Annotated in this window: 25 protein-coding genes and 2 tRNA genes; 15 read left to right on the plus strand and 12 right to left on the minus strand. The window is 41.8% G+C overall.

Features of this window, described 5'->3' with window-relative positions; all coding sequences use genetic code 11:
- Positions 1–4: 4 nt before the first annotated feature.
- Positions 5–640: a YqiJ family protein gene (locus FTT86_RS00310; RefSeq protein ID WP_180180364.1), complete on the minus strand. Its 636-nt coding sequence runs from the start codon at positions 638–640 to the stop codon at positions 5–7.
- Between the two features lie 315 nt (positions 641–955).
- A complete protein-coding gene (locus FTT86_RS00315; RefSeq protein ID WP_180180365.1) occupies positions 956–1,498 on the minus strand; it encodes a hypothetical protein in 543 nt (180 codons plus the stop codon).
- Between the two features lie 322 nt (positions 1,499–1,820).
- Between FTT86_RS00315 and cysD the strand changes: the two genes are divergently transcribed.
- The 3 genes from cysD to FTT86_RS00330 all read left to right on the plus strand — a co-directional run bounded on the left by cysD (position 1,821) and on the right by FTT86_RS00330 (position 4,875).
- Entirely contained in the window at positions 1,821–2,735 is a 915-nt protein-coding gene (gene cysD, locus FTT86_RS00320; RefSeq protein ID WP_004730252.1) for a sulfate adenylyltransferase subunit CysD, read from the plus strand.
- A 108-nt stretch (positions 2,736–2,843) separates the two neighbouring features.
- Complete coding sequence (gene cysN, locus FTT86_RS00325) at positions 2,844–4,457, plus strand: sulfate adenylyltransferase subunit CysN (protein ID WP_071850592.1); 1,614 nt, start codon at positions 2,844–2,846, stop codon at positions 4,455–4,457.
- 145 nt (positions 4,458–4,602) lie between these two features.
- Complete coding sequence (locus FTT86_RS00330; RefSeq protein ID WP_004279462.1) at positions 4,603–4,875, plus strand: hypothetical protein; 273 nt, start codon at positions 4,603–4,605, stop codon at positions 4,873–4,875.
- Positions 4,876–4,944: 69 nt separating this feature from the next.
- Here FTT86_RS00330 and FTT86_RS00335 read toward each other — a convergent pair whose 3' ends face one another.
- Complete coding sequence (locus tag FTT86_RS00335) at positions 4,945–5,289, minus strand: co-chaperone YbbN (RefSeq protein WP_180180366.1); 345 nt, start codon at positions 5,287–5,289, stop codon at positions 4,945–4,947.
- 130 nt (positions 5,290–5,419) lie between these two features.
- Here FTT86_RS00335 and FTT86_RS00340 point away from each other — a divergent pair, with 130 nt between their 5' ends.
- The 3 genes from FTT86_RS00340 (at position 5,420) to FTT86_RS00350 (ending at position 7,887) form a co-directional block, all read left to right on the plus strand.
- Entirely contained in the window at positions 5,420–6,412 is a 993-nt protein-coding gene (locus tag FTT86_RS00340; protein ID WP_004279464.1) for an NAD(P)H-quinone oxidoreductase, read from the plus strand.
- Between the two features lie 215 nt (positions 6,413–6,627).
- Complete coding sequence (locus tag FTT86_RS00345; RefSeq protein WP_004646307.1) at positions 6,628–6,831, plus strand: hypothetical protein; 204 nt, start codon at positions 6,628–6,630, stop codon at positions 6,829–6,831.
- Between the two features lie 153 nt (positions 6,832–6,984).
- The gene (locus FTT86_RS00350) at positions 6,985–7,887 is read left to right on the plus strand and encodes a YafY family protein (RefSeq protein ID WP_071850596.1); all 903 of its coding nucleotides are present in this window, start codon (positions 6,985–6,987) and stop codon (positions 7,885–7,887) included.
- Positions 7,888–8,038: 151 nt separating this feature from the next.
- On the opposite strand, the gene FTT86_RS00355 is transcribed toward FTT86_RS00350, so the two are convergent.
- Together FTT86_RS00355 and FTT86_RS00360 are read right to left on the minus strand one after the other, a co-directional pair.
- Positions 8,039–8,124, minus strand: a tRNA-Leu gene (locus tag FTT86_RS00355).
- Positions 8,125–8,134: 10 nt separating this feature from the next.
- A tRNA-Cys gene (locus tag FTT86_RS00360) sits at positions 8,135–8,208 on the minus strand.
- 153 nt (positions 8,209–8,361) lie between these two features.
- Here FTT86_RS00360 and folD point away from each other — a divergent pair.
- Positions 8,362–9,210, plus strand: a complete 849-nt coding sequence (folD, locus tag FTT86_RS00365; RefSeq protein WP_004646309.1) for a bifunctional methylenetetrahydrofolate dehydrogenase/methenyltetrahydrofolate cyclohydrolase FolD — start codon at positions 8,362–8,364, stop codon at positions 9,208–9,210.
- A gap of 136 nt (positions 9,211–9,346) precedes the next feature.
- Positions 9,347–10,015: a methyltransferase gene (locus tag FTT86_RS00370; protein ID WP_004279468.1), complete on the plus strand. Its 669-nt coding sequence runs from the start codon at positions 9,347–9,349 to the stop codon at positions 10,013–10,015.
- Between the two features lie 73 nt (positions 10,016–10,088).
- Here the strand turns inward: FTT86_RS00370 and FTT86_RS00375 are convergent, their stop codons facing one another.
- The gene (locus FTT86_RS00375) at positions 10,089–10,511 is read right to left on the minus strand and encodes a hypothetical protein (RefSeq protein WP_005262346.1); all 423 of its coding nucleotides are present in this window, start codon (positions 10,509–10,511) and stop codon (positions 10,089–10,091) included.
- A 135-nt stretch (positions 10,512–10,646) separates the two neighbouring features.
- On the minus strand, positions 10,647–12,476 hold the full coding sequence (locus FTT86_RS00380; protein WP_004730232.1) for a phosphoenolpyruvate carboxykinase (GTP): 1,830 nt from the start codon (positions 12,474–12,476) through the stop codon (positions 10,647–10,649).
- A gap of 417 nt (positions 12,477–12,893) precedes the next feature.
- Here FTT86_RS00380 and FTT86_RS00385 point away from each other — a divergent pair, with 417 nt between their 5' ends.
- The 4 genes from FTT86_RS00385 to groL all read left to right on the plus strand — a co-directional run bounded on the left by FTT86_RS00385 (position 12,894) and on the right by groL (position 16,753).
- Complete coding sequence (locus FTT86_RS00385; RefSeq protein WP_034606170.1) at positions 12,894–13,832, plus strand: diacylglycerol kinase family protein; 939 nt, start codon at positions 12,894–12,896, stop codon at positions 13,830–13,832.
- Positions 13,813–14,589, plus strand: a complete 777-nt coding sequence (locus FTT86_RS00390) for a metallophosphoesterase (protein WP_004646314.1) — start codon at positions 13,813–13,815, stop codon at positions 14,587–14,589. The genes FTT86_RS00385 and FTT86_RS00390 overlap by 20 nt, the downstream gene beginning before the upstream one ends.
- 168 nt (positions 14,590–14,757) lie before the next feature.
- The gene (groES, locus tag FTT86_RS00395) at positions 14,758–15,048 is read left to right on the plus strand and encodes a co-chaperone GroES (protein ID WP_004646315.1); all 291 of its coding nucleotides are present in this window, start codon (positions 14,758–14,760) and stop codon (positions 15,046–15,048) included.
- Positions 15,049–15,118: 70 nt separating this feature from the next.
- Positions 15,119–16,753, plus strand: a complete 1,635-nt coding sequence (groL, locus tag FTT86_RS00400) for a chaperonin GroEL (RefSeq protein WP_004279474.1) — start codon at positions 15,119–15,121, stop codon at positions 16,751–16,753.
- Between the two features lie 66 nt (positions 16,754–16,819).
- Here groL and FTT86_RS00405 read toward each other — a convergent pair whose 3' ends face one another.
- A complete protein-coding gene (locus FTT86_RS00405; protein ID WP_071850597.1) occupies positions 16,820–17,314 on the minus strand; it encodes a copper resistance protein NlpE in 495 nt (164 codons plus the stop codon).
- Between the two features lie 227 nt (positions 17,315–17,541).
- Here FTT86_RS00405 and FTT86_RS00410 point away from each other — a divergent pair, with 227 nt between their 5' ends.
- Positions 17,542–18,696: a LuxR C-terminal-related transcriptional regulator gene (locus FTT86_RS00410; protein ID WP_071850598.1), complete on the plus strand. Its 1,155-nt coding sequence runs from the start codon at positions 17,542–17,544 to the stop codon at positions 18,694–18,696.
- A gap of 38 nt (positions 18,697–18,734) precedes the next feature.
- On the opposite strand, the gene FTT86_RS00415 is transcribed toward FTT86_RS00410, so the two are convergent.
- A complete protein-coding gene (locus FTT86_RS00415; protein ID WP_121979884.1) occupies positions 18,735–19,898 on the minus strand; it encodes a hypothetical protein in 1,164 nt (387 codons plus the stop codon).
- Positions 19,899–20,261: 363 nt separating this feature from the next.
- On the opposite strand from FTT86_RS00415, the gene FTT86_RS00420 reads away from it, so the two are divergent.
- On the plus strand, positions 20,262–20,810 hold the full coding sequence (locus FTT86_RS00420) for a 1-acyl-sn-glycerol-3-phosphate acyltransferase (RefSeq protein ID WP_180180419.1): 549 nt from the start codon (positions 20,262–20,264) through the stop codon (positions 20,808–20,810).
- 71 nt (positions 20,811–20,881) lie between these two features.
- Here FTT86_RS00420 and FTT86_RS00425 read toward each other — a convergent pair whose 3' ends face one another.
- The 3 genes from FTT86_RS00425 to FTT86_RS00435 form a co-directional block, all read right to left on the minus strand.
- Entirely contained in the window at positions 20,882–21,208 is a 327-nt protein-coding gene (locus FTT86_RS00425) for a hypothetical protein (protein WP_180180367.1), read from the minus strand.
- 134 nt (positions 21,209–21,342) lie between these two features.
- Positions 21,343–22,104 carry a 3-oxoacyl-ACP reductase gene (locus tag FTT86_RS00430; RefSeq protein ID WP_180180368.1) on the minus strand — a complete coding sequence of 254 codons (762 nt, stop codon included), beginning with the start codon at positions 22,102–22,104 and terminating at the stop codon, positions 21,343–21,345.
- A gap of 100 nt (positions 22,105–22,204) precedes the next feature.
- On the minus strand, positions 22,205–22,939 hold the full coding sequence (locus tag FTT86_RS00435) for a sulfite exporter TauE/SafE family protein (protein WP_180180420.1): 735 nt from the start codon (positions 22,937–22,939) through the stop codon (positions 22,205–22,207).
- A 246-nt stretch (positions 22,940–23,185) separates the two neighbouring features.
- On the opposite strand from FTT86_RS00435, the gene FTT86_RS00440 reads away from it, so the two are divergent.
- Positions 23,186–23,398 carry a hypothetical protein gene (locus FTT86_RS00440; protein ID WP_004646324.1) on the plus strand — a complete coding sequence of 71 codons (213 nt, stop codon included), beginning with the start codon at positions 23,186–23,188 and terminating at the stop codon, positions 23,396–23,398.
- The last annotated feature ends 80 nt before the right edge of the window (positions 23,399–23,478 follow it).

Consider the following 23,478-nt stretch of genomic DNA (forward strand, 5'->3'; position numbering starts at 1 on the left):
AAAATTAAAGTGCAATGGCTTGAAAGCCGTTCTTGGTTTTGTGGGTTAGAACTACATTCTGACCTTGATTTAGAATTTGATTGTTTTCTGGTTCAACCAGAACATAATGAGTCTGGCCATGTTGATCCCGGACTTTGGCTTGTGCGGGAGAATTCACTTTGGCATTTCCCAGAATAATGGTCGCGGTACGTCCGATGAGTTCATCACTGTAAATCGCGGAAGTTTCATCTTGGGGCAGGAGCTTACTGGCGGCCATGGCAAGAAAGCGCACCACAGGCATACACAGAAACAGGCAGGCCGGAGAAATCAGCCAAACATTAAACAGCTGGCTGGTCAGGCGCTCAAATATGCCCTGAATCAATAAACCGCTTAACCCATAACTGGTCAGAAAAATGATTAGCCAGATAAATAAAGGCAGACGCCCCAGATATAACCAGTCAAATACTTTGCTGAAAACACCCGGAGACTGATCCGGGCTTATTTCTGGTTGCAGGGGATCTTCAGGTAAAAACTGTTCGAAGATATGCTGAGAGCCGCCGCCGAGCAGCAATAGAATACATTCTAGTGCAGCAAACATCAGCATTAGGCTCAGGCTAATACTAAATACGATATTTGATGGATGCGTAAACAGTTCCCACATTTCTTTATCTCTATAATTATGTTTTTAGGAAAAGTGTCTGAAAGTTTTTATTGATATAACGATAACAGTAATTACTGATTTTGTATGCAAAAAAATAACAAAAAACCCGATAAACAAGGATTGAATATATTGATTATTTAATAATTATTGAACTATTAAAATTAATAATAAACTATAAGAAGCTAACTGGATGTTTGAGCAAGTGATGCCATAGCGGCAATAGGAATTCTGAATAGCATGGCACTCTGTGTGTGCTTGCCTGAGAAAGTATAGAGATACATCGACCTGAGTATCTCCAAATTTTTCTGTTCAAGTTTAAAGTAGGGCAGTCTGAATCCGGACTTTCATATCTAAAGTCTGTTGCAGAATATAGTGTTGCATCCATTTGACCTGTTCGCCCATAGGATTGACCTTGACTGCAGTATTCAAGAAGTCGAGATCAGGCTGCTTGAAAAGCTGCTGTTGCAAGGTTTGCTCCAAAATCTGACTGTTGGTTGTCAAAGGTAATGCCACCAGATAGAACGCTTTAGGATAATTATAAAAGGCATATAATAAGTTAAAGGCTTTTTGATCACCTTTGAGGTTCCCAGCACCAATTTCGTAAACTGCGTTCTGATTGCTATAAGTAAAGCCGATTAGAAATTCCCAATGACCTTCTTGCAAACGCAGACCAAACTGTAATCGGATTTGATCCGCGGTCAGCTCGTGTTGCAGATAGATATTTAAAGGCTTGCCATCATCACTGAAAGGTTCTTGTAAGACCAAAATATTTTGCTGGTGCTGATAAATATAACCAGCAAGCTGGGCCTGTTCCAGACGGGTTTTTACAGTGGTGAGATCAAAAGCGCTATAGGGCATAAGTAAAGTATATCAAGGGGAGAATTGAGTCTTACTTTAGTAATTTTTCAACTATTTGAGAACCACTACTTTAGATTATTTTCCTAGGATTTTATTGGTTTAGCGACAGGTTAATATATACCTCTACCACACAATATCCTTGCTTGAATTGTGCAAATCATTGATTCATAAAAACTGATATTCATTATTGATGAATTTTTATATGAGCTTTTGATATATCAATATCATAAAACAAGCAATGGATAGGATAAGTAAATCACTATAATGAATATAAATTTTCAAAAGTGTCATAAGTACACGTTTTTCTAAGCTGGTGTTGTCCATGTCGTTAAATGAGGAAAGACTTACTCATCTCAAACAGCTTGAAGCTGAGAGTATTCATATCATCCGCGAAGTTGCTGCCGAGTTTGAAAATCCGGTCATGCTGTATTCGATTGGTAAAGATTCAGCGGTCATGCTGCATCTTGCGCTAAAAGCGTTCTACCCAGCAAAACTTCCATTTCCATTATTACATGTCGATACAGGCTGGAAGTTTAAAGACATGATCACTTTCCGGGACAACATGGCGAAAACCCATGGTTTCGATTTGATCGTGCATCAGAATAAAGAAGGGGTTGAGGCAGGTATTAACCCGTTCGACCACGGTAGTTCTAAATATACCGACATCATGAAAACTCAGGGCTTAAAACAGGCTCTGGATAAATACGGTTTTGATGCTGCTTTTGGTGGTGCGCGCCGTGATGAAGAAAAATCACGTGCGAAAGAACGTGTTTATTCATTCCGTGATTCGAAACATCGTTGGGATCCGAAAAACCAGCGTCCAGAACTTTGGAATCTTTACAACGGTAAAGTGAACAAGGGCGAAAGTATTCGTGTATTCCCGTTATCTAACTGGACTGAGCTGGATATCTGGCAATACATCTATTTGGAAAGTATTCCATTAGTACCACTTTATTTGGCTGCAGAACGTCCTGTGGTTGAACGTAGTGGCACACTTATTATGGTTGATGATGAACGTATGCCTTTAAAAGAAGGTGAAGTTCCACAAATGAAATCGGTACGTTTCCGTACGTTGGGTTGTTATCCATTAACAGGTGCTGTGGAATCTACAGCCAATACCTTGCCGGAAATTATTCAGGAAATGTTACTGGCAACCAGTTCTGAGCGTCAAGGTCGTATGATTGACCATGATGAAGCAGGCTCGATGGAGAAGAAGAAGCAGGAAGGCTACTTCTAGAATCTCTCCCGACCTCTTTTTAAAAAGAGAGGAGATTTCCCCCTTTATAAAGGGGGGTACAGGGGGATTCAAAAACCGATTTCTAAAGAATATGTGGAGCTTTGAGCGATGTCTCATCAATCTGATTTAATCAGCCAAGATATCTTGGGCTATCTGAAACAACATGAAAATAAAGACCTGTTGCGTTTCCTGACTTGCGGTAACGTGGACGATGGTAAATCGACGTTAATCGGTCGTCTGCTGTATGATTCAAAATTGATTTATGAAGATCAATTACAGGCCGTGACCCGTGACTCGAAGAAAGTCGGTACGACAGGTGATGCACCTGATTTGGCACTTCTGGTCGATGGTTTGCAAGCAGAGCGTGAGCAAGGTATTACCATTGATGTGGCCTATCGTTATTTTTCGACAGAAAAGCGTAAGTTCATCATCGCGGACACGCCGGGACACGAACAGTACACTCGTAACATGGCGACAGGTGCATCGACGTGTGACCTTGCAATCATTTTGATTGATGCACGTTATGGCGTGCAAACCCAGACACGTCGTCATACCTTTATTGCGAGTTTGCTCGGGATCAAGAACATCATTGTTGCGATCAACAAGATGGACTTGGTGGAATTCTCTGAAACACGTTTCAATGAAATCCAGGCTGAATATGCGGCATTCGTTGCACAATTGGGCGATCGTAAACCAAGCAATATCATCTTTACGCCTATTTCTGCATTGAATGGCGATAACGTGGTGAACAAGTCAGCCAATACGCCATGGTACACTGGTGAAACGCTGATGGGTACACTTGAATCGGTGGAAATTAACCGTAGTTCAGCGAAGCAGGATTTCCGTTTCCCTGTGCAATACGTGAACCGTCCAAACCTCGACTTCCGTGGTTTCTGCGGTACGATCGCACTTGGCGATATCAATGTTGGCGATACCGTAACAGCATTACCTTCTGGTAAATCATCGACTGTTAAAGAAATTGTCACTTTTGATGGCAACCTTGAGCATGCAGTTGCAGGTCAGGCAGTGACTTTAACGCTTAACGATGAAATTGATATTTCACGTGGTAACGTGTTAATTCGTGCTGATCAAGCGGTTCCAAATATTTCACGTTCAGTTCAAGCGACTGTAGTGTGGATGGCTGATCAACCACTTGTACTGGGTAAGCTGTACAACATTAAGATTGGTACGCAAACTGTTCCGGCAAAAGTAACGGCAATTCATTACCGTACCAACGTTAACACATTGGAAAAAGTTCAGGTGGATAAGCTTGAGCTAAATGCTATTGCCAATGTGACTGTTGAATTTGATGCACCAGTGGTCTTTGACCGTTATCAAGACAGCCGTTTCACCGGTTCGTTTATCTTCATCGATCGTTTGAATAACGTGACGATTGGTGCGGGTATGGTGGAAGAATCAGTTGAATGGTCTGCACACGATGAGCCTGTCACTGCAGAAGCACGTGCGGCACGTTTGGGTCAAAAACCTGCTGCGGTGACTGTAACTGCTAAAGCTTTGGAAAATGCTCAGGCGCTAGAAAGCTTGCTGATTCAGCAAGGGATCGTTGCTATTGCTAAAGCAGGTTTGAATGCGGAGCAGGTTGCACTGGTTCGTGAAACTGGTGTGGTTGTAATTACCGATGCTGCAGGTACAGACACGACTTTAACTGCTGAAGCAGTTGAAGAGCTTGCTGAGAAGATTGTGGAATTGGTTCGTCTATAAGACTGGGCTGATTTAAAAAAACCCGCTGAAAAGCGGGTTTTTTATTGCCTAAATTTTGATTGCATGAAAATCATTCGATTAGTCAAAATGTGATCTTTCAATTTACTAGTCAATTAATACAATACTCCCTAGATTTGGGGAATATATGAAAAAATTAATATTGCTGGCTGGCTTGTGTGTGGCTTTTGGAGCTGAAGCCAAACAGAGCAGCCAAAGCGTTGAAGCAATCAAGCAAAAAATAATCCAGCAGTCGATTGAGAATTATCCGGGAAATTGTCCGTGTCCTTACAATACTGCAAGTAATGGTAGTCGTTGTGGTAAGCGTAGTGCTTATAATCGTGCAGGCGGATATGCGCCGCTGTGTTATCCGGAAGATGTGAGTGATCGAATGGTAAAGGAATATAAAGGGCGTAGTTAATTAAAGGCTCCGTATTTAGATAGTGAGCTAAAAGAAATATTTTTGTTAGATTTGGCTTCACATGGGTAATTATTCATAAGAATCATTGAGGACTAAGGCCAGAATTGCTTTCATTTCGGTTAAACTTTTCACGCCTGCAATCCTTTTAATAATTTCTCCATTTCTAAAAATAAGCGTAAAAGGCAAACCATAGGCATTATAGCGCAAGGTTAAAATCGGAGACTGATCCACATTGATCTTGCCAAATTTAACTTCAGGATTTACCTCAGCATAGTATGTCGCCAGTTCGGCAAAGATCGGAAAATTCTGAACACAGGGCTTGCACCAGTCTGCATAAAAGCGAATCACGGCAAAACCTTCAAACCACTCAAAATCACTGTAATTGTTTTCGTTATATTCGATCACTTGGGTCATGGTTGGCCTATTATCAATTTCCTGAATAGTCCCCCGATTATACATAAGTCCGATGTAGCTTCATTCCTCATGCTAACTATGTTCAAATAAGTCCAAGATATATGAAATGCATAGATTAGGGAAAGAAATCATGTCGCAACAAACCATGCAGCAAGTCATTATTACAGAACCAGGTGGTGTCGATAAACTCGCTTATGAAACGGTGACTGTACCTGAACCTAAAGCAGATGAAGTTCTGGTGAAAGTTCATGCCTTTGGTATTAACCGTCCAGATATCCTGCAGCGTCAAGGCTTATATCCGATGCCGAAAGGGGTAACGCCAGTTCCTGGCCTGGAAGTGGCAGGTGAGGTGGTTGCGATTGGTAGTGATGTGAGCCAGTTTAAAGTTGGTGATCAAGTCTGTGGTTTGACCAATGGTGGCGGTTATGCTGAATATTGCGTGATACCTGAAAGCCAGACCTTGAATATTCCTGAAGGCGTAAGTTTTGTACAGGCAGCGGCCATTCCTGAAACTTTCTTTACTGTATGGGCGAACGTGTTCCAGATGGGTAAGGCCAAAGCAGGGGAAACTGTACTGGTACATGGTGGAACGAGCGGGATTGGTACGACTGCTTTAATGTTGTGTAAATCACTCGGAATCAAAACTTTTGCAACTGTCGGTTCAGATGAAAAAGTTGCGGCTATTTCTGATTTAACCACGGCTATTAATTATAAAACTCAGGACTTTGAGCAAGTTATTAATGAAGCCACTGACAATGGTGGTGTCGATGTCATTTTAGATATGGTCGGTGCACCATATTTAGAGCGTAATTTGAATTTGTTGCGCCGTGATGGACGTCTGGTCTATATCGCTTTCTTGGGTGGTGCCAAGGCCAAAGAAGTCAAACTGGGTCAAATCATGATGAAACGTCTGACCATTACCGGTTCGACCATGCGTGCACGCAGCACGGCTGAAAAAGCGGAAATTGCACAAGGCCTGAAAGAGCAGATTGCACCATTGTGGGCAAAAGGCGAATGTCTCCCGATGATCTATAAAACGTTTAAGTTCGATCAGATTCAGGATGCCCATGCCACAATGGATACTGGAGAGCATGTGGGTAAAGTTGTAGTTGAAATTATTTAATACGAGATAAGTGATTCAAAAAAAGCCAGTAATTTTACTGGCTTTTTTTAATTTTAAGTAAAATATTATTACAAATAAATATATAAAATCTTGAATAAAAATTAAAAAATGTTAACCGTTCGACACAACCTGTCAATTATGACACGTAAATTGCATGTATAGATAATTCCGACCAAATGGTTAAACATTCACATGAATGTGAGAGGGAAAATAAGATGAAAATTATTTCAACAGCATATAGTTCAAAACATAGTTTAAGAGCATTACGACGTATTCATAAAATGATTATTCGCGGAACCATCAGCTGGGTAGAGTTACATAAAATGTATCGGGCGATGCTGCATCTGGAGCGTTATATAGAAAGATTAACAATACAAAATCGTCATTCAAGCAAGAAAGCATCCAGAAAATCCAAATAAGATCTTGTATGTTTAGGGTGAATAAAGGGTCAAGATCTGATGCAAAAAAATATCTTAGACTTTGTCCTAATATTATTCATTGATCGGCATTCAGTATAATCATTCAACATCTAGCGATAAATAAGTACATGAGAATGTATTAAGTGGGGATTTATGAAGCGCCCAGCTTCAACACATGAGCGTCTTGCAGAGCGTTTAGCCAGAATTTTGACCAAATTAAACGTCGGATATCAACTCCGGGCTGCAGAGCTAGCTGCAGAATTTCAGGTCAGCACCCGCACCATTGAGCGTGATTTTGATCGTCTAGGCTCTTACTTACCCTTACTTCAAGATGAACAGAAACGATATTATCTGGAACCCTCTTATTTAGGGCGGTTTAAATTGCAGGATATCCAGACTTTTGCCCAGCTTTCGGGGATCAGTGAGTTGTATCCGGCGTTGGATATGTCTTTTATGCGTGAACTGCTGGATGAGCGGGCAAATCAGGTATTTTCGGCAAAAGGCTATTATTTTGAAGATGCCAAACAGTTTGCCGAACATTTCAAGTTGCTTGCAAGCGCAATCTATAAACGTCAGCAGGTTGAGTTGCAATATTCAGATCAATTGCGAATCATTAAGCCTTATCGCTTGATTCACCATCATGGTATCTGGTATCTGGTGGGCGTAGATCAGGACAAGTTGCGCACTTATCGCTTAAGTCAGGTGCAACAGCTCAAGCTGGTTTCTAAGGCGGAGAGCTTTGCGCATGATCCTGAAATACTGAAAATGCTGGCAGATGAAGACAGCATCTGGTTTGGGCAGCAAAAGCAGCAAGTCTTAATCAGGGTACAACCTGAAGTCACGGTCTTTTTTAAAGAGCGCCGTTTATTTCCAGAACAGCAGATCGAGCAGGAAGCCGAGACTGGAGAGTTAGTGATCAGTTGCCAGATTCGTCACGAAATGCAGTTGTTGCCTTTGGTGCGTTACTGGTTGCCCTATGTGAAAATTATTGAGCCGATTCATTTTCAGCAGAAACTGGAACAGGATTTGCAAGGATATTTACGTTCTGCTGGATGATATTGAGAAAGCAGAGCAGGAGGGCCTGATTAATGATGACACTTTAAATGGGAATTTAATTTACTTATTTTTTGACTAACTAAATTACAGACATAAAAAAACCAGCTTTCGCTGGGTTCTTTATTTGCACCATCTTTCTATAGTAGAAGAATGGTGCCCGAGGCCAGACTCGAACTGGCACGCTTTGTGGGCGGGGGATTTTAAATCCCCTGTGTCTACCGATTTCACCACTCGGGCTTTAACAAGATGGAGGCGGAGGTCGGAATCGAACCGGCGTCCACGGAGTTGCAGTCCGCTGCATGACCACTCTGCCACCCCGCCGCGTCTTGTTGATGCGTATATTAGCAAGCTCAGAAAAAAAAACAATAGTGTATTCATCTGTATGCGCATAAAAACATCATCTGGCGGAAAATATTTAAATTATTCATGTAGAATGTGCAAAATTGATTCATATCAACACTTGGGAGAAGTGCCGTGGCATTAGTTCTAGACGGTCGTGCATTGGCGAAGCAAATTGAAGCTGACTTGTTTACTCGCGTAGAAGCGCTGAAAGCAAAATCAGGTCGTACTCCAATTCTTGCGACGATTTTGGTAGGTGACGATGGTGCATCTGCAACTTATGTTCGCATGAAAGGCAATGCCTGCCGCCGTGTTGGTATGGATTCACTCAAAGTGGAACTTCCTAAAGAAACCACAACTGAAGAATTATTGGCTGAAATTGAAAAATTAAATGCAAATCCTGATGTGCACGGTATTCTGCTTCAGCACCCGGTTCCTGCGCAAATTGATGAGCGTGCCTGTTTCGATGCAATCTCGCTTGAAAAAGACGTAGATGGTGTCACTTGCCTGGGCTATGGTCGTATGGCAATGGGTGAGGCAGCCTATGGTTCAGCGACGCCTGCGGGTATTATGACTATCCTGAAAGAGAACAACATTGAAATCGCTGGTAAACATGCGGTAGTTGTAGGTCGTTCTGCAATTTTGGGTAAACCAATGGCTGCGATGCTGCTAGAAGCGAATGCAACCGTAACCATTTGCCATTCACGTACTCAAGATCTTGCAAGCTTTGTTAAGCAAGCAGATATCATTGTCGGTGCGGTAGGTAAAGCAGAATTAATTCAAAAAGACTGGATCAAACAAGGTGCAGTGGTTGTTGATGCTGGTTTCCATCCACGTGATGGCGGTGGTGTTGGTGATATCCAACTTGTTGGCATTGAAGAAATTGCTTCTGCTTACACACCAGTTCCGGGTGGTGTAGGTCCAATGACGATTACCACTTTAATCCGTCAAACGGTTGAAGCTGCTGAAAAAGCTTTAGGTTAATCAAATCCTCCCTAACCCTCCTTTTTCAAAGGAGGGAACTCTGATCACTATTTTTGGATGGAGTTTCCCTCCTCTTTTTTAAAGAGGGGCTAGGGGAGATTCTTCAAAGACATTAATACTAATTAAAAGAAATCTAATGAGCTGCACCTTCCGACTCCCTCAAGCCCCAGAACATCTACTAAAAGCCTTGCATGATGTGATTCCACACTGTGAGCTACATGCACAGCAATTGCCGGATACACCCATTTCCCTGTGGCTGATTCCGCCAGTATTCCCAACAGATAAGCTGGATGATGAGGTGATTCGTCGCATTTGGAATGATACACCATACTGGATCTTTTGCTGGGCCTCAGGCTTGGCGATGGCGCAGTGGCTATTGGCAGAGCCGCATCATGTTAAAGACAAAGTAGTTTTGGATTTTGGGGCGGGATCGGGCGTAGTTGCCATTGCGGCGAAAATGGCAGGTGCAAAACGTGTGATCTGCTGTGATATCGATCAAGTTAGTCTAGATGCCTGTCGTGCCAATGCAGAGCTAAATGATGTCGAGCTTGAATATCTGGATGACCTATATAAGGCAGAGAAGGTGGATATTTTATTAGCCGCAGATGTGCTCTATGATCAATGTAACCGTTTCTTCCTGGATGAGTTTTTAAAATTTGCACCTGAGGTGTGGGTTGCAGACAGTCGGGTAAAAAACTTTAGTCATCCTCAATATGAAAAACTGGATGAGCGTAGTGCGACGACCTGGCCGGATTTGGATGAATCGCCCGAATTTCGTAATGTCAGTTTCTATAAAACACGTTAAATTTAAAAAATTAAAAAGGGCACTAGGCCCTTTTTGATTGTCTTACTCTGATTAAGTAACTAAGTATCAGATATTAAGAACAGGTATAACGAATAACCCGCATGGTCGTAGGGCGGGCTTCTAAAGCTTCGCGTGCACCCGGGTTCTCGCTATTATGTAAATCAGGCGTATTGCTCAAGCTGATTTGCGTGCGGCTATTACCCAGTTGGCGGCCATAGTTTTCCTGTTCCGCAGTTGGATTGGAAATTTCATTGGTGCTTAAAATCTGGATGTTGTAAGTTTTGGAATTTCCTAACACGTGTCTGCAAGCGGCTTGCAAGCGATTTTCATCCTGGCTTGGTCGTCCTGAGAGGGTGTAGCTCAGGGTTGCTGTATTGCCTGAACGTTCCAGAATTTCATAACCACTTTGTCCATTGAATTGATGGGGTGTGGTCTGACATGCACTCAGTACAAAACTGCTTGCAGCCACAGCCAAAATTACTGTTGTTCTTTTCATATTTATAGTTCCTGAAGTCTTGGTTTAAGTATGCCATATTTTGCTTAAGCAGCTGCTCTGGTCAATTGTGATCAATTGTTTAAACAGCCAATAAAAAAGGCCGCTTACGCGACCTTTTTTAAATTAAATCAGCAATTAAGCAGATTTAACCGCAGCAATAAGTTCTGCTTGACGAGTTTTTAACGCTTCCGGTAAACGCTCACCTAGCTTGTCGAACAATTCAGTATGGCTTTCAAGTTCTTTGATCCATTGATCTTTATCTTGAGAAGTTACTAGGTCAAATTGTTCTTTAGTGAAGTCAGAACCAGTCCAGTTCAACTGTTCATAAGTAGGAACTAGGCCAATTGGTGTTTCAACAGCCTCAGCACGACCTTCACAACGGTCAATGATCCACTCAAGAACACGCATGTTTTGACCGAAACCAGGCCATACGAAGTTGCCTTCAGCATCACGACGGAACCAGTTCACGTTGTAGATACCTGGAAGTTTGTTGCCAGCAGCGGCAGCTTTCGCGCCCACTTGCTCGCCCATTTCTAACCAGTGCGTGAAGTAATCCGCCATGTTGTAGCCAGCGAATGGCAGCATCGCGAACGGGTCACGACGAACAACACCTTGTTGACCAACAGCAGCAGCAGTTGTTTCAGAGCCCATCGTTGCAGCTTTGTAAACACCGTCAACCCAGTCAAATGCTTCTGAAATTAGAGGCACAGTGTCTGCACGGCGACCACCGAAGATGAACGCAGAAATTGGCACGCCAGCTGGATTTTCCCAGTCAGCGTCAATAGAAGGGCATTGACCAGCTGCAACTGTGAAACGAGCATTTGGATGCGCTGCTTTTTCTTCGCCAGTGTGTGGTTGACCTTTCCAGTTAGTCAAGTTAGCAGGCGCTTCTTTAGTCAGACCTTCCCACCAAACTTCACCGTTGTCAGTCACAGCAACGTTGGTATAAATCACGTCTTTGTGCATGGTTGCCATACAGTTCGGGTTGGTTTTGGTATTGGTACCAGGCGCTACACCGAAGAAGCCAGCTTCAGGGTTGATTGCATATAAGCGACCGTCTTCACCTGGTTTGATCCAGGCAATATCGTCACCTACAGTTTCAATCTTCCAGCCTTCATAGCCAGCTGGTGGAATCAACATAGCGAAGTTTGTTTTACCACATGCAGATGGGAATGCAGCTGCGATGTAGTGTTTTTCGCCTTGTGGATTGGTCACGCCAAGGATCAGCATGTGTTCAGCTAACCAGCCTTGTTGACGACCCATAAATGATGCAATACGTAATGCCAGGCATTTTTTACCCAACAATGCGTTACCGCCATAACCAGAACCATAAGACCAGATCTCACGAGTTTCTGGGTAATGCACAATGTATTTTTCTTTGTTGCAAGGCCATGCAACATCTTTTTCGCCGTTCGCAAGCGGAGCACCTACAGTGTGTACGCAAGGAACGTATTCACCGTCAGTACCAAGAACGTCATAAACAGCTTTACCCATACGAGCCATTTTAGACATGCTTACTGCAACGTAAGGAGAGTCAGTTAACTCGATACCGATATGAGCGATATGAGAACCCAATGGACCCATTGAGAATGGAACCACATAAAGTGTACGACCTGCCATTGAACCGTCAAATAAACCGTTCAATTTTTCGCGCATGACAGCAGGTGCTTCCCAGTTGTTGGTCGCGCCAGCATCGTCTTTGTTTTCAGAACAGATGTAAGTACGATCTTCAACACGTGCTACGTCAGAAGGATCAGAATTTGCAAGATAAGAACCAGGATGAGTTTCTTGATTCAGCGCTTGCATTGTGCCGTTAGCGATCATCAAGTCGATATAACGTTGATATTCTTCTGCGCTACCGTCACACCATTCAATTTTTGCTGGTTTTGTTAATTTAGCAATCTCTTCCACCCAAGCAATAAGCTTAGGGTGACGAACGAATTCTGGTGCGTTCACTTGGGTCATGGTGAGGCCTATCTCAAATGTGTACAAATTAGATGTACAAAGTACAATCCGAGCAATAAAAAATATCGCCCAGATGAAGTATGAAAAAAAGTGGCTGTATTAAAGCATAAAATGATAAAAAAAATAAGACCAAAGAAGTGCTAGATTTCTTTTGGAATATAATGCTATTTTATTTATAAATATAAGTAAAACAACAAGATAAAACTAAATATTTGAATTATTAAGGTTATTTATATAAGTGATGAGTGGTATTTATTTTAAAAATTGATATTAAAATCATTATCTTAGTTTTATAAGATCTCTAATATTCATTATTGATTAAATAAATGGTTGCCATTTGAATTTTACATAAAGCCACTGTTAATTGTCTATGAATTGGACAAAATGCCAATAGGCTTCAATGAAATTGTGCGAAAAATGTCTAATCAATCTAAACCCTTATCGCTGATTTTTAATCATAAAGCTGGTTTTCGCATACAGGGGCCAGAAGGCATTTATGAACAGCTGATCGATATATTTTCAGCGCAGGGTTATCAAACTAAAGCTTATGAAATCAATGATTCACAGCAATTTGATAAAATTATGACTGAGGTGCTTGAACAGCATTTGGCATCTAGCGAGTCAGGAATCATCGTTGCGGCAGGCGGAGATGGCACTTTAAATACAGTCGCCAAACATGTGTTGAATACGCAAATTCCTGTCGGTATTTTGCCTTTAGGGACTTTTAACTATGTGGCGAGATTATTGGGGATTCCGCTGGATTTGCTTGAAGCGGCAAAAGTGATTGCGACAGGACAGCCACAACGTATGAATGTTGCTCGTATCAATCAGGAAATTTATCTGAATAATGCCAGTTTAGGTCTATATCCTTTATTTATTAAAAAACGTGAAGACTATAATCGTATTTTTGGTCGCTTACCGCTACATGCCTATACTTCTGCACTGGATGTTTTAATTCGCGACCGTAAAGAATTAAAACTAAAAATCTGGGTGGATCAAAAGAAATATCCGGTAAAAACACCACTGATTTTTTTTGGCAATAATCCCTTGCAACTGGCGGATATGAAAATGCGCATTGCAGAAGCGGCTGAAAAAGGCAAAGTGGCGGGAGTTGTAGTTTCTAAAAGTGATAAGCTTACTTTATTTAAGCTAGTGTATCAGCTGATTCGTGGCAAGATTGACCAGGCATCGGATGTTTATAGTTTTGCAGCCGATCAAGTTCGAATCGAATCCCGAGCCAAGAAACTGATGGTAGCGATTGATGGGGAAATTGTGGAAATGGCCCCGCCACTCAATATTTCTGTATTAAAAGATAGCCTAAACGTAATGGTGCCACATGATCCTGCATCTGTCTGATCTGCATTTTGGAACAGAGAAGCCGGAGTGTTTAGAAGCGATTCGGCATTTCTGTCAGACCCATCCACTTGAAGCCGTCGTCATCAGTGGTGACCTGACTCAGCGCGCACGTTTGGGTCAATTCTTTGCCTGCAAAAAATTTTTAGATCAGCTCAATACGCCTTATATGGTGATCCCGGGGAATCATGATATTCCGCTCTATCATTTGTGGAATCGGCTTTTCAATCCATTTACCCGTTACCAGATTTTTTTTGGTGAATTGGAGCCAATATTTGAAACTGAAAATTTTTATCTGATTGGGGTGAATTCGATCCGACGTCGATATCATACCAAAGGGCATTTATCCCTTGAGCAGATTCAGCGTATTGACCTGACGCTGGCGCAGGCACCTGCGTCCAAATTAAAAATCATTGTCAGCCATCAGCCTTTTTATGTGCCTTTTCAAAATAAGCGCGGTTTCAAGGACAGCCCATTGATGGCCAAAATTGCTTTAGAGGCCTGGGCAGAGCATGGTCTGTTTGCGGTGTTGCATGGGCATCTGCATCAACCGGCGATTTATGATTTGAATCAGATGTTCGGATTGGGGATGGATCATCCTGTATATGATGTACATGCAGGGACTTCTGCGTCAAATCGTCTACATAAAGATGAACCGAACAGCTTTAATCTGATTGATGCCACAGGAAAAATTTCTCAATATTTATTCGATGAAGTGGCACAAGCCTTTATGTTGAAGGCTGATCTGCCGAATAAATAGACGAAAACCTATGATTCGTTAAAAAAAACCAATTTTTTTTCATTTTTGCCCTTGAAGCGTTTTATTCCATCTCCATAAAAGTGACATCAAAAATTTTTGATGATGACCCATGGAATAATTAAGTCGTCATCAGTGACCTAAAAAAGACTTAGTCTGATGGAGTTATTTATGAGCAACATTCGTCCATTACATGACCGCGTTGTTATTCGTCGTGTTGAAGAAGAAACTAAAACAGCTGGGGGCATTTTACTTCCAGGTTCGGCTGCTGAAAAACCTGCTCAAGGTGAAATCATTGCAGTTGGTAATGGTCAAATCACTGACAATGGCGTACGCGCGTTAGACGTAAAAGTTGGCGACAAAGTATTGTTCGGTACTTATGCAGGCACTACTGTAAAAGTAAACGGCGAAGAGCTTTTAATCATGAAAGAATCTGACATTTTAGCGGTATTAGAAGCTTAATCTGCGCTAAAAAAGTTTTATTCATTCCAAATCAGATTTTGTAAAGATACAACAATATTCGGAGTCAAATATGTCAGCTAAAGACGTAAAATTTGGTGATTCAGCTCGTTCAAAAATGATTGCTGGTGTAAACACCCTTGCAGATGCAGTAAAGGTTACTTTGGGTCCTAAGGGCCGTAACGTTGTTATCGACCGTTCTTTTGGTGCACCGCACATCACTAAAGATGGTGTCACTGTTGCCAAAGAAATTACGCTGAAAGACAAGTTCGAGAACATGGGTGCTCAACTGGTTCGTGAAGTTTCTTCAAAAACCAATGACATCGCAGGTGATGGTACAACGACTGCAACTGTATTGGCACAAGCAATTTTGAATGAAGGCATCAAGTCAGTAACAGCGGGTATGAACCCAATGGACTTGAAACGCGGTATCGATATTGCGGTACGTTCTGTAGTTGAAAACATCAAGGCAACTGCAAAACCAGCATCAGACTCTAAAGCGATTGAACAAGTAGGTTCGATCTCTGCTAACTCTGATACGACTGTAGGTCAGCTGATTGCGCAAGCAATGGAAAAAGTGGGCAAAGAAGGCGTGATCACGGTTGAAGAAGGTTCAGGCTTCGAAGATTCGCTTGACGTAGTTGAAGGTATGCAGTTTGACCGCGGTTATATTTCTCCGTACTTCGCGAACAAACAAGATACTTTGACAGCAGAACTTGAAAATCCATTCATTCTTCTTGTTGATAAAAAAATCAGCAATATTCGTGAGTTGATTACAGTACTTGAAGCTGTTGCTAAAACTGGCAAACCGCTTTTAATTATTTCTGAAGATGTTGAAGGCGAAGCGCTTGCGACGCTTGTTGTCAACAACATGCGCGGTATTATCAAAGTATGTGCGGTGAAAGCACCTGGTTTTGGTGACCGTCGTAAAGCTATGCTTCAAGACATTGCGATCTTGACTGGCGGTACCGTAATTTCTGAAGAAATCGGCATGCAGTTGGATCAAACGACGCTTGATCACTTGGGTACAGCACATAAAGTAACTGTATCTAAAGAAAATACTGTAATTGTAGATGGTGCTGGTAACGCTGGCCAAATCGCTGACCGTGTACAGCAAATCCGTGCACAGATCGAAGAATCTACGTCAGAATACGACAAAGAAAAACTTCAAGAGCGTGTAGCGAAACTTGCTGGCGGTGTTGCTGTCATCAAAATCGGTGCTGCAACTGAAGTTGCAATGAAAGAGAAAAAAGACCGTGTAGATGACGCGCTTCATGCGACTCGCGCTGCAGTTGAAGAAGGTGTCGTTGCGGGTGGTGGTGTTGCACTAGTACGTGCTGCATCTGCACTTGAAGGCGTAACAGGCGCGAATGATGACCAAAACGTAGGTATCAACATTCTTCGCCGCGCGATTGAAGCACCACTTCGTCAAATCGTATCTAACGCAGGTGATGAGCCTTCTGTAGTGATCAACGCTGTGAAGAATGGCGAAGGTAACTTCGGTTATAACGCTGCAACTGGCGAATATGGCGATATGCTGGAAATGGGTATTCTTGATCCTGCTAAAGTAACACGTTCTGCACTTGAGCATGCAGCTTCTGTTGCTGGCTTGATGCTGACCACTGAATGCATGATCACTGAAATCCCAGAAGACAAACCTGCAATGCCTGATATGGGCGGCATGGGTGGTATGGGCGGCATGATGTAATTCATCATCCGAGCATTTCATAAAAAATCCCCGCAATAGCGGGGATTTTTTTATGTGTTTACAAAATTATGATGCGGACTTTTTAACTAATTTATAATTTAAATTACTGTCAATTTTTTTACCTGATTTCATCTCGCGTGCTTCAATAAAATTTTCACCAACAAAGAATTTACGGTTTTCAGCTTTGTTATCTAATGTGATGATTGAAGGATCTTGAGGGTCAAAACTGAAACTACCTTTAGTTTCCGTCTCATTATTTCCAGCTTTACCTAAATATTCCTCATTTAGCTCATAGGTTTTATCCGGATTGAGATCTAACTCGACCTTAATTCCTTCACAGTCAGCACAAGGAAAAACACCTTCGTATTCACCTGCCCAATCTAGCGAAGTTTCTGCGCTATCAGCACGGTTCACACTAGTATCCGCGTTATTTTGCTCCATCATGGCTGGGCTGGATTGAGCATTATTACTCATCGGCTCATTATCATTGGGCTTTGAACAGGCGGTTAAAGCTCCTGCAAGAACGACTGCTATCGCAGCAGTAAGCGTTAATTTTTTCATTGTTTTAACCCTATTAAATTATTTGTTATGAATTACATTAAAAGTAGTCAGTACAGATAAATAGGGCAATCTTGTTAAAGTTTGATTCATTAGGTGAATCAGGCCAGAGTTATTGATAAGTGAGCAGGATTTAAGAATTTTTAGCCAAGTTTAAAGTCACTTTATGCTGTTTCGTTAACCAATTCTGAACGCTATGATTAGAAAATAATGATAATGCGGAGGGAATAATGAAATTAGAACAAGAAAATAATCTGATTGCAAAAATTTATGACGCTGCTGTATTGCCATCTTTGTGGCTGGACGTGATCAAAGATATCGTGAGCTATACTAAAAGTAAGAGTGCAATTTTTACCGGTCTGGATCAGCTTAATCCAGGCTATGATTTTGTCTATACGCACAATATCCCGAATGAAAGTTTGGCCGCTTATCAAGATGAGCGTATCAGAGTGATTGATATGAAACTGCATATGCCATTATGGAATGCGATCGAGATGGGCGATGCATTGAGTCATAACTGTCAGCACTATGCAGAACAGCCGGGTACGGATCATTATGTTTTCTATGAGAAGTGTTTAAAGCCTGGTGGTGTATCTTATCTGGCGGGCGTATTGCTGGATCGGGGAAATTATCGTTGGGCAGTACTGGGTATTCATCGTGCACCTGAAGTACAGCCTTTTGAACAGCCTGAGCTGGATTTTCTAAGACGTATCAGTATTCATTTACGCCGGGCTTTGCAAATTCACCGGCAAATCAACTTGATTCAACAAGATAATTTAAGCTTGTATACCGTATTGGACAGTTTAAAAACCGGAATTGTGCTACTCGATCAAAACCTGTGTTTAAGTTATTCCAATCCTGTTGCGCAAAAGATGCTTGATCAAAGTTCATGTCTGGATCTGGATATACATAACCGTCTAAAAACCAATTATAGTCAGCAGATACGTTTTGATCAGCTTCTGGAAAGTGCTTTGCTGGAAGATACGACCATTCAGACTGAAGTGGGTGGCGTCTTGGCGTTGAGTGATGGGGCAGGCTCGCAATTCATGCTGACGGTGGTGCCATTTAAAAAATTAAGAAATATTCAACATTTACAGTCTGCTCAGCATCAAATTGCATTATTTATGACGGATAAAAACCAGCATTATTCCTTGTCAAGAACTTACCTACAACAGTGTTACCAGCTTTCCAAAAGAGAGTTTGATTTATGTGAGTTGTTAATTAATGGTTATAAAATAGAAGATATTGCAGAACAGTGTGGTATTACGCTGAGTTCGGTACGGACGTATTTTAAAAATATTTATGAAAAAACCCAATGTTGTTCGCAAATCGAACTGATGCATTTATTGATGGGCTGTACCATTCAATTTGAACATATTGATTAAACCGGCCTGAATTTCATATTCAAGCCGGTTTATATGGGTTATTTAACACGTTGTAAAGTTACAGGATCTTCACCTTGCGGATGTAAGATAAGATTGTTGTTAGATATATTGATGCTTGCAATTGTCTTGCTGCCATTTGAACTATCTTGTAATCCACCACACTCGTTGGTATCGAATAATACCTCGGTTGTGGTGAGAGTATTTGCTGACAATGTATATTTGCCATATTCAATCCCTGGCCAACCACAATCATCTCCGCCTTCAGTGTCTAGGAAGAAATAATAGTTATTATCAAAGAAAGCAAATAGGTGCGTTTCATTAAGTCGCCACGTGCCGACGAGACTATTGGACTGCTTAACTCGATTTAAACGGTATTCAGTATTAACGCCTGGTTCAGTAAGAATTAATTGAGTTCCATTAAAGTTTAAAGAATAAGGTTTATTCTCGGCAGGATGTGAAAGTCCCCATTCACCATTGGTATCATGCAGGATTTCCGGTTCAATCACGGTTGTTGTTGCATTCCATTTTAAGCGGCCCATTTCAATGCCTGCTTGACCACTCTCATCTTTGGCTTCTGCTTCACCTAGTGCATAGCGTCCATCTTCCAAAATGTGAATCAACACAGCAGTGTTATCGGTACGGTTAATCTCCCAAGTGCCGGCAATATCTTTGTAGAAGGTCGCTTGGAAGTGTGCTTTAGCATCCTCTTCATTCACTAACTTTTCTTCAGGAATTACTGTTTTGACAATAGCTTCATTTTTAAAGTCATTATAAGGTTGGTCAAAATTGATACTCTGATTTTTTAAGGCATCTGTAGTGGCCGTACTAATTTGAAGTTTGTCATCGTTATCATCTCCATCTAAGGATTGTAAAAATACCAGTAAGTTAAGGCGAGCATTTTCAGTCTCAGCTAAATCCAAAGGGGTAACACGTTCTTTTGCTTCAATTTCATCCCCGAGTTGAACATCACCAATATAGAATTTAACCGTTTCTCCTTCATTGAAGTTAAATTCACCATCGTCATTGGTAAAACCTGTAGCACCACTACTTGTGACATAGCGTACCCCAGCAATCACAGCATCCGTTAGTACCCCGGTCTGGGTTCCAATATTACTTGTTGGAGGTGTACTTGAGTTATCATCCGAACCACCACAGGCACTAAGTAACCCTGCTAAAGCAATACAAAGTAAAGTCTTTTTCATTAGAATCTTCCTGAAATTTATAATGTGGATTCAGTATAAAAAGACCCTTATATTTGCCATATCCCAAAATGAGGAGGTTAAGAGCTTTTTAATGCATGAATCCTTTAAATTAGAAAGAAATTTCTATTTATATTGGGAAGCAATCTTAACTATCCGTAAATTGATGTATGAGATAAGTTGAAAGGTGGCAAAAATAATCAACTATTCATTTAAAAATTCTAATTATACAAATATAGATTAACTGTTTATTTATTGATCATAGAGCACTATCTATATTTGCCGAGGTTGCTAAAATTCGCGCAATTTTGAATAGAATTGGTGCGTGACGTGTTTGAGAAGTTAGCAGAACAAAGCCTGAGGCTGATGGGTTGGGAAATTGATAACCATTGGCCCCTAGATTTAGACCAATGTGTCATGATTGCTGCTCCTCATACCAGTAATTGGGATGCACTGTATGCGCGACTGGCCTTAAAAGTATTAGGCGTGAATGTTCGCTTAACCATTAAAGACAGTTACATGAAATTGCCATTTGGGCCTTTTGTGCGTGCTATGGGCGGTATCGGGATTGATCGCCGTCCTAAACAGCCGGGTGAGCCTCGTCCGAGTATGGTTCAGGTGATGACGGAATTATTCAAGACCCATCCTAAACTGGTGATGCTGGTCACGCCAGAAGCGACTCGTGCTAAACAGGAACAGTGGAAGACAGGTTTTTATTATGTCGCGATCAATGCAGGTGTGCCGATTGCATTGGCCTATATGGACTATGCCAAGAAGAAAACTGGCGTAGGTAAAATTGTTTATCCGACAGGGGATTATGAAAAAGATATGGCAGAAATCATGGCATTTTATGCAGAGATTCAGCCAAAATTCCCTGAATGCTTCAGCGTAGATCAGCGCTATTATCAGAATTAAAATTGAGTTGAAAAAAAGCAGGAAAATTCTCCTGCTTTTTTATTGCCTAATCATCATGAAGATTGACAGACTTAAGATGCATTTTCAGAAGCGGGTAAAATTCCACCCAGATTTTGGCAGGCATCTTTATAAAGATCATATTGTTGCTCCACCACTTCATGCAGTGGCAGGTCAAACAGCTCTTCACCTTGATGATACTGTTTGATATAAGACTCGACTTTGGATTTGCTGCCATACAACATCTGCTGATAATAGTCGGTCATACTGCTATGTGGCATTTGGGCGGTATCTACCTTGGCACAATGGAAATTTTGCAGTAATTGTTCTGATTTTTTCAAATCGCTGGACATACAACCTGCCAGTAGCAAGGTACTGAGCAATGTCGTGATAAATTTCATGGAAAGTAGACTAAAGGCTTTATGGGAGCGCACTATTGTAGAAGTAAAACCCGGTCACAAAAACTTTTTAATCTACCAAATGGTTAAAAAATAGAACAACAGAATTTGAAAATTCAAGTCCATTCTCTAAACATTTAACCTTTGACCAGCCCGCCATCTACAATCAGGTTTTGTCCTGTGACGGCACGTGAATAAGGTGACAAAAACATCAGGATTGCAGCAGCAAATTCTTCTGGTGTAATTACGCGGCGTAAAGGCGTCGATTGAGCAATCAGGTCAAAGACAATGTCAGGTGTGGCCTTACTGGCATCCGTGGTTTGTAACAGGCCACCAGAGAGCATATTCACATTGATGCCATATTGTCCCAAGTCCTGCGCCGTGGTGCGGGTAAAGGCCAATAATGCAGCTTTGGCGGTGGTATAGTCATGATAAGGAACCACCGGATTTTGCACCAGGTTTGTACCAATATTCACGATCCGGCCAAACCCTGCCTGTTTCATATCATCCAGTGCGGCTTGTGTAGTATTTAAGGCAGCCTGTACTGCACCGCTAAATTGCCGTTGCAACATATCCCAAGTCAGCGTTTCTACTTTAGGGCGTGCATCACCATTAAATTCAAATTGAATCAGTGCGTTATTGATTACAGCATGAATCGCTTCCCCGAAATGGGTTTTAGCCGCGGCAAATAACGCGCGGACCTGATCAACTTGGGTCACATCTGCCTGATAAATAAAGACTTGGTCTGGATGTTGCTGGGCCAGCTGTTCAGCTTGCTGCTGACTGCTATGATAATTGACGACCACGCGCGCACCCTCAGCCAGTAAAGCTTGAGTAATGGCCAAACCCAAACCACGCGCACCGCCCGTAACAAGAACAATCTGATCACGAATCTGCATAATGATGATCTATATTGTGAAAGATTGGCCTTAACATAGCAGTTATTTCACCGGATTCAAGCTTTGGCGGGGGGAAGACAGATTCGGCTTGATCTTGTGTTTAAATGAATTGGGGCGCTAATAGAAAACAGCCTGCGCTCAAGAGTAAACTTAAGATCATGCGTTTAAACAGTAATTCTGAAATTTTATAAAATAGCTTTGCGCCTAAAATCGCCGGAATACTCACAAAAACAATCAGCAATGCCAGATACGGTAAATGGCTTTGATTGATCAGGCCTTGCCATAGATACGTACCCAGCGTGAAGAGCTGAATTGCAAAATTAAAATGCCGCAAAATATAGCGCTGCTGGGCTTTGGATAATTGTTTTAACATCACCCAGGCCGAAGGAATGGCACCGCAAAAACCGCCCAGTCCTCCTAAAATTCCGCCAATAAAACCGATGCAGCTATCAGTCAATTTTCCTGAATGCTGAATTGTTTTGAATTGCGGATTGAATAGCATCACCGGACACCACAGTACCAGAAAAAATCCCAAGATCATCTTAAAGGTATCTGCTTGAATGATCTGCAATAGATAAGTACCCAGCGGCACGCCAATCAGACCAGCAATCAGATAAGGCAGCACCAACTGCCTGGATAAAACTAGCTGCTTTTTTTCCTGACTGAGTGAAACCACATGACTCCAGATCGAGGCAAATACCAGCAAGGGCGCGGCCAGTTGCGGAGGCAGCACCCAGACCCAGAAAGACATGGCGATCAGGGCAAAGGCAAAGCCGGTCAGCCCCTGGACAAAACCTGCGACCATTGCACCAAGAATAAATAACAGCCAAGTCATAAAGATCAGGTCATAAGCAAAGGCAGCAGTATTCTCAAGATTCAAACAAAAGCCAAGCTTCCATTTAGCTGGATTTATGCAAATGAAAGTTCAAATTCTCATAAAAGCATGAATGCTAATTAAGAAAAAAGAGGTTTACGGCCATGCATAAAACATGCATAAATCTCTACAAGAGTGCAACAATGGCTCCGTTCACTCTCCATGAACTCGCCTGATACTGACAGAGTGCAGTAAGAGGTGATGGACATGATGAAAAAAGTGATATTACTTTCTGTATTGGCTGTGTCATTAACCGGTTGTGTTGTTGATCCTTGGGATGATGATTATCGTGGCAACAGAGATCGTAATGGACATTATGATCGAGACCACAGAAATCATGACTGGAAAAATAAGGACCATAAAGATCATCGGGATTGGAAACGTGACCGAGATAACCGCGACTGGCGCCGTGATCGTTAATCACAGTCTTTAAATTTGACTGACTACAATGACAAAAAGGATTCCACTGAGGAATCCTTTTTTAATGGCTCTTCAAAACA

It is taken from the genome of Acinetobacter sp. YH01021, from assembly GCF_013420255.1.
Classification (GTDB): domain Bacteria; phylum Pseudomonadota; class Gammaproteobacteria; order Pseudomonadales; family Moraxellaceae; genus Acinetobacter.

What these genes read in the sequence shown, in the direction of transcription:
- FTT86_RS00380 (WP_004730232.1), bottom strand. Translation starts at nt 12,476, where the DNA reads ATGACCCAAGTGAACGCACCAGAATTCGTTCGTCACCCTAAGCTTATT.
- cysD (WP_004730252.1), top strand. Translation starts at nt 1,821, where the DNA reads ATGTCGTTAAATGAGGAAAGACTTACTCATCTCAAACAGCTTGAAGCT.
- FTT86_RS00340 (WP_004279464.1), top strand. Translation starts at nt 5,420, where the DNA reads ATGTCGCAACAAACCATGCAGCAAGTCATTATTACAGAACCAGGTGGT.
- FTT86_RS00350 (WP_071850596.1), top strand. Translation starts at nt 6,985, where the DNA reads ATGAAGCGCCCAGCTTCAACACATGAGCGTCTTGCAGAGCGTTTAGCC.
- groL (WP_004279474.1), top strand. Translation starts at nt 15,119, where the DNA reads ATGTCAGCTAAAGACGTAAAATTTGGTGATTCAGCTCGTTCAAAAATG.
- groES (WP_004646315.1), top strand. Translation starts at nt 14,758, where the DNA reads ATGAGCAACATTCGTCCATTACATGACCGCGTTGTTATTCGTCGTGTT.
- FTT86_RS00310 (WP_180180364.1), bottom strand. Translation starts at nt 640, where the DNA reads ATGTGGGAACTGTTTACGCATCCATCAAATATCGTATTTAGTATTAGC.
- FTT86_RS00330 (WP_004279462.1), top strand. Translation starts at nt 4,603, where the DNA reads ATGAAAAAATTAATATTGCTGGCTGGCTTGTGTGTGGCTTTTGGAGCT.
- FTT86_RS00425 (WP_180180367.1), bottom strand. Translation starts at nt 21,208, where the DNA reads ATGAAATTTATCACGACATTGCTCAGTACCTTGCTACTGGCAGGTTGT.
- FTT86_RS00410 (WP_071850598.1), top strand. Translation starts at nt 17,542, where the DNA reads ATGAAATTAGAACAAGAAAATAATCTGATTGCAAAAATTTATGACGCT.
- FTT86_RS00385 (WP_034606170.1), top strand. Translation starts at nt 12,894, where the DNA reads ATGTCTAATCAATCTAAACCCTTATCGCTGATTTTTAATCATAAAGCT.
- FTT86_RS00435 (WP_180180420.1), bottom strand. Translation starts at nt 22,939, where the DNA reads ATGACTTGGCTGTTATTTATTCTTGGTGCAATGGTCGCAGGTTTTGTC.
- FTT86_RS00390 (WP_004646314.1), top strand. Translation starts at nt 13,813, where the DNA reads ATGATCCTGCATCTGTCTGATCTGCATTTTGGAACAGAGAAGCCGGAG.
- FTT86_RS00315 (WP_180180365.1), bottom strand. Translation starts at nt 1,498, where the DNA reads ATGCCCTATAGCGCTTTTGATCTCACCACTGTAAAAACCCGTCTGGAA.
- cysN (WP_071850592.1), top strand. Translation starts at nt 2,844, where the DNA reads ATGTCTCATCAATCTGATTTAATCAGCCAAGATATCTTGGGCTATCTG.
- FTT86_RS00440 (WP_004646324.1), top strand. Translation starts at nt 23,186, where the DNA reads ATGATGAAAAAAGTGATATTACTTTCTGTATTGGCTGTGTCATTAACC.
- FTT86_RS00430 (WP_180180368.1), bottom strand. Translation starts at nt 22,104, where the DNA reads ATGCAGATTCGTGATCAGATTGTTCTTGTTACGGGCGGTGCGCGTGGT.
- FTT86_RS00345 (WP_004646307.1), top strand. Translation starts at nt 6,628, where the DNA reads ATGAAAATTATTTCAACAGCATATAGTTCAAAACATAGTTTAAGAGCA.
- FTT86_RS00415 (WP_121979884.1), bottom strand. Translation starts at nt 19,898, where the DNA reads ATGAAAAAGACTTTACTTTGTATTGCTTTAGCAGGGTTACTTAGTGCC.
- FTT86_RS00335 (WP_180180366.1), bottom strand. Translation starts at nt 5,289, where the DNA reads ATGACCCAAGTGATCGAATATAACGAAAACAATTACAGTGATTTTGAG.
- FTT86_RS00370 (WP_004279468.1), top strand. Translation starts at nt 9,347, where the DNA reads ATGAGCTGCACCTTCCGACTCCCTCAAGCCCCAGAACATCTACTAAAA.
- FTT86_RS00405 (WP_071850597.1), bottom strand. Translation starts at nt 17,314, where the DNA reads ATGAAAAAATTAACGCTTACTGCTGCGATAGCAGTCGTTCTTGCAGGA.
- FTT86_RS00375 (WP_005262346.1), bottom strand. Translation starts at nt 10,511, where the DNA reads ATGAAAAGAACAACAGTAATTTTGGCTGTGGCTGCAAGCAGTTTTGTA.
- FTT86_RS00420 (WP_180180419.1), top strand. Translation starts at nt 20,262, where the DNA reads ATGGGTTGGGAAATTGATAACCATTGGCCCCTAGATTTAGACCAATGT.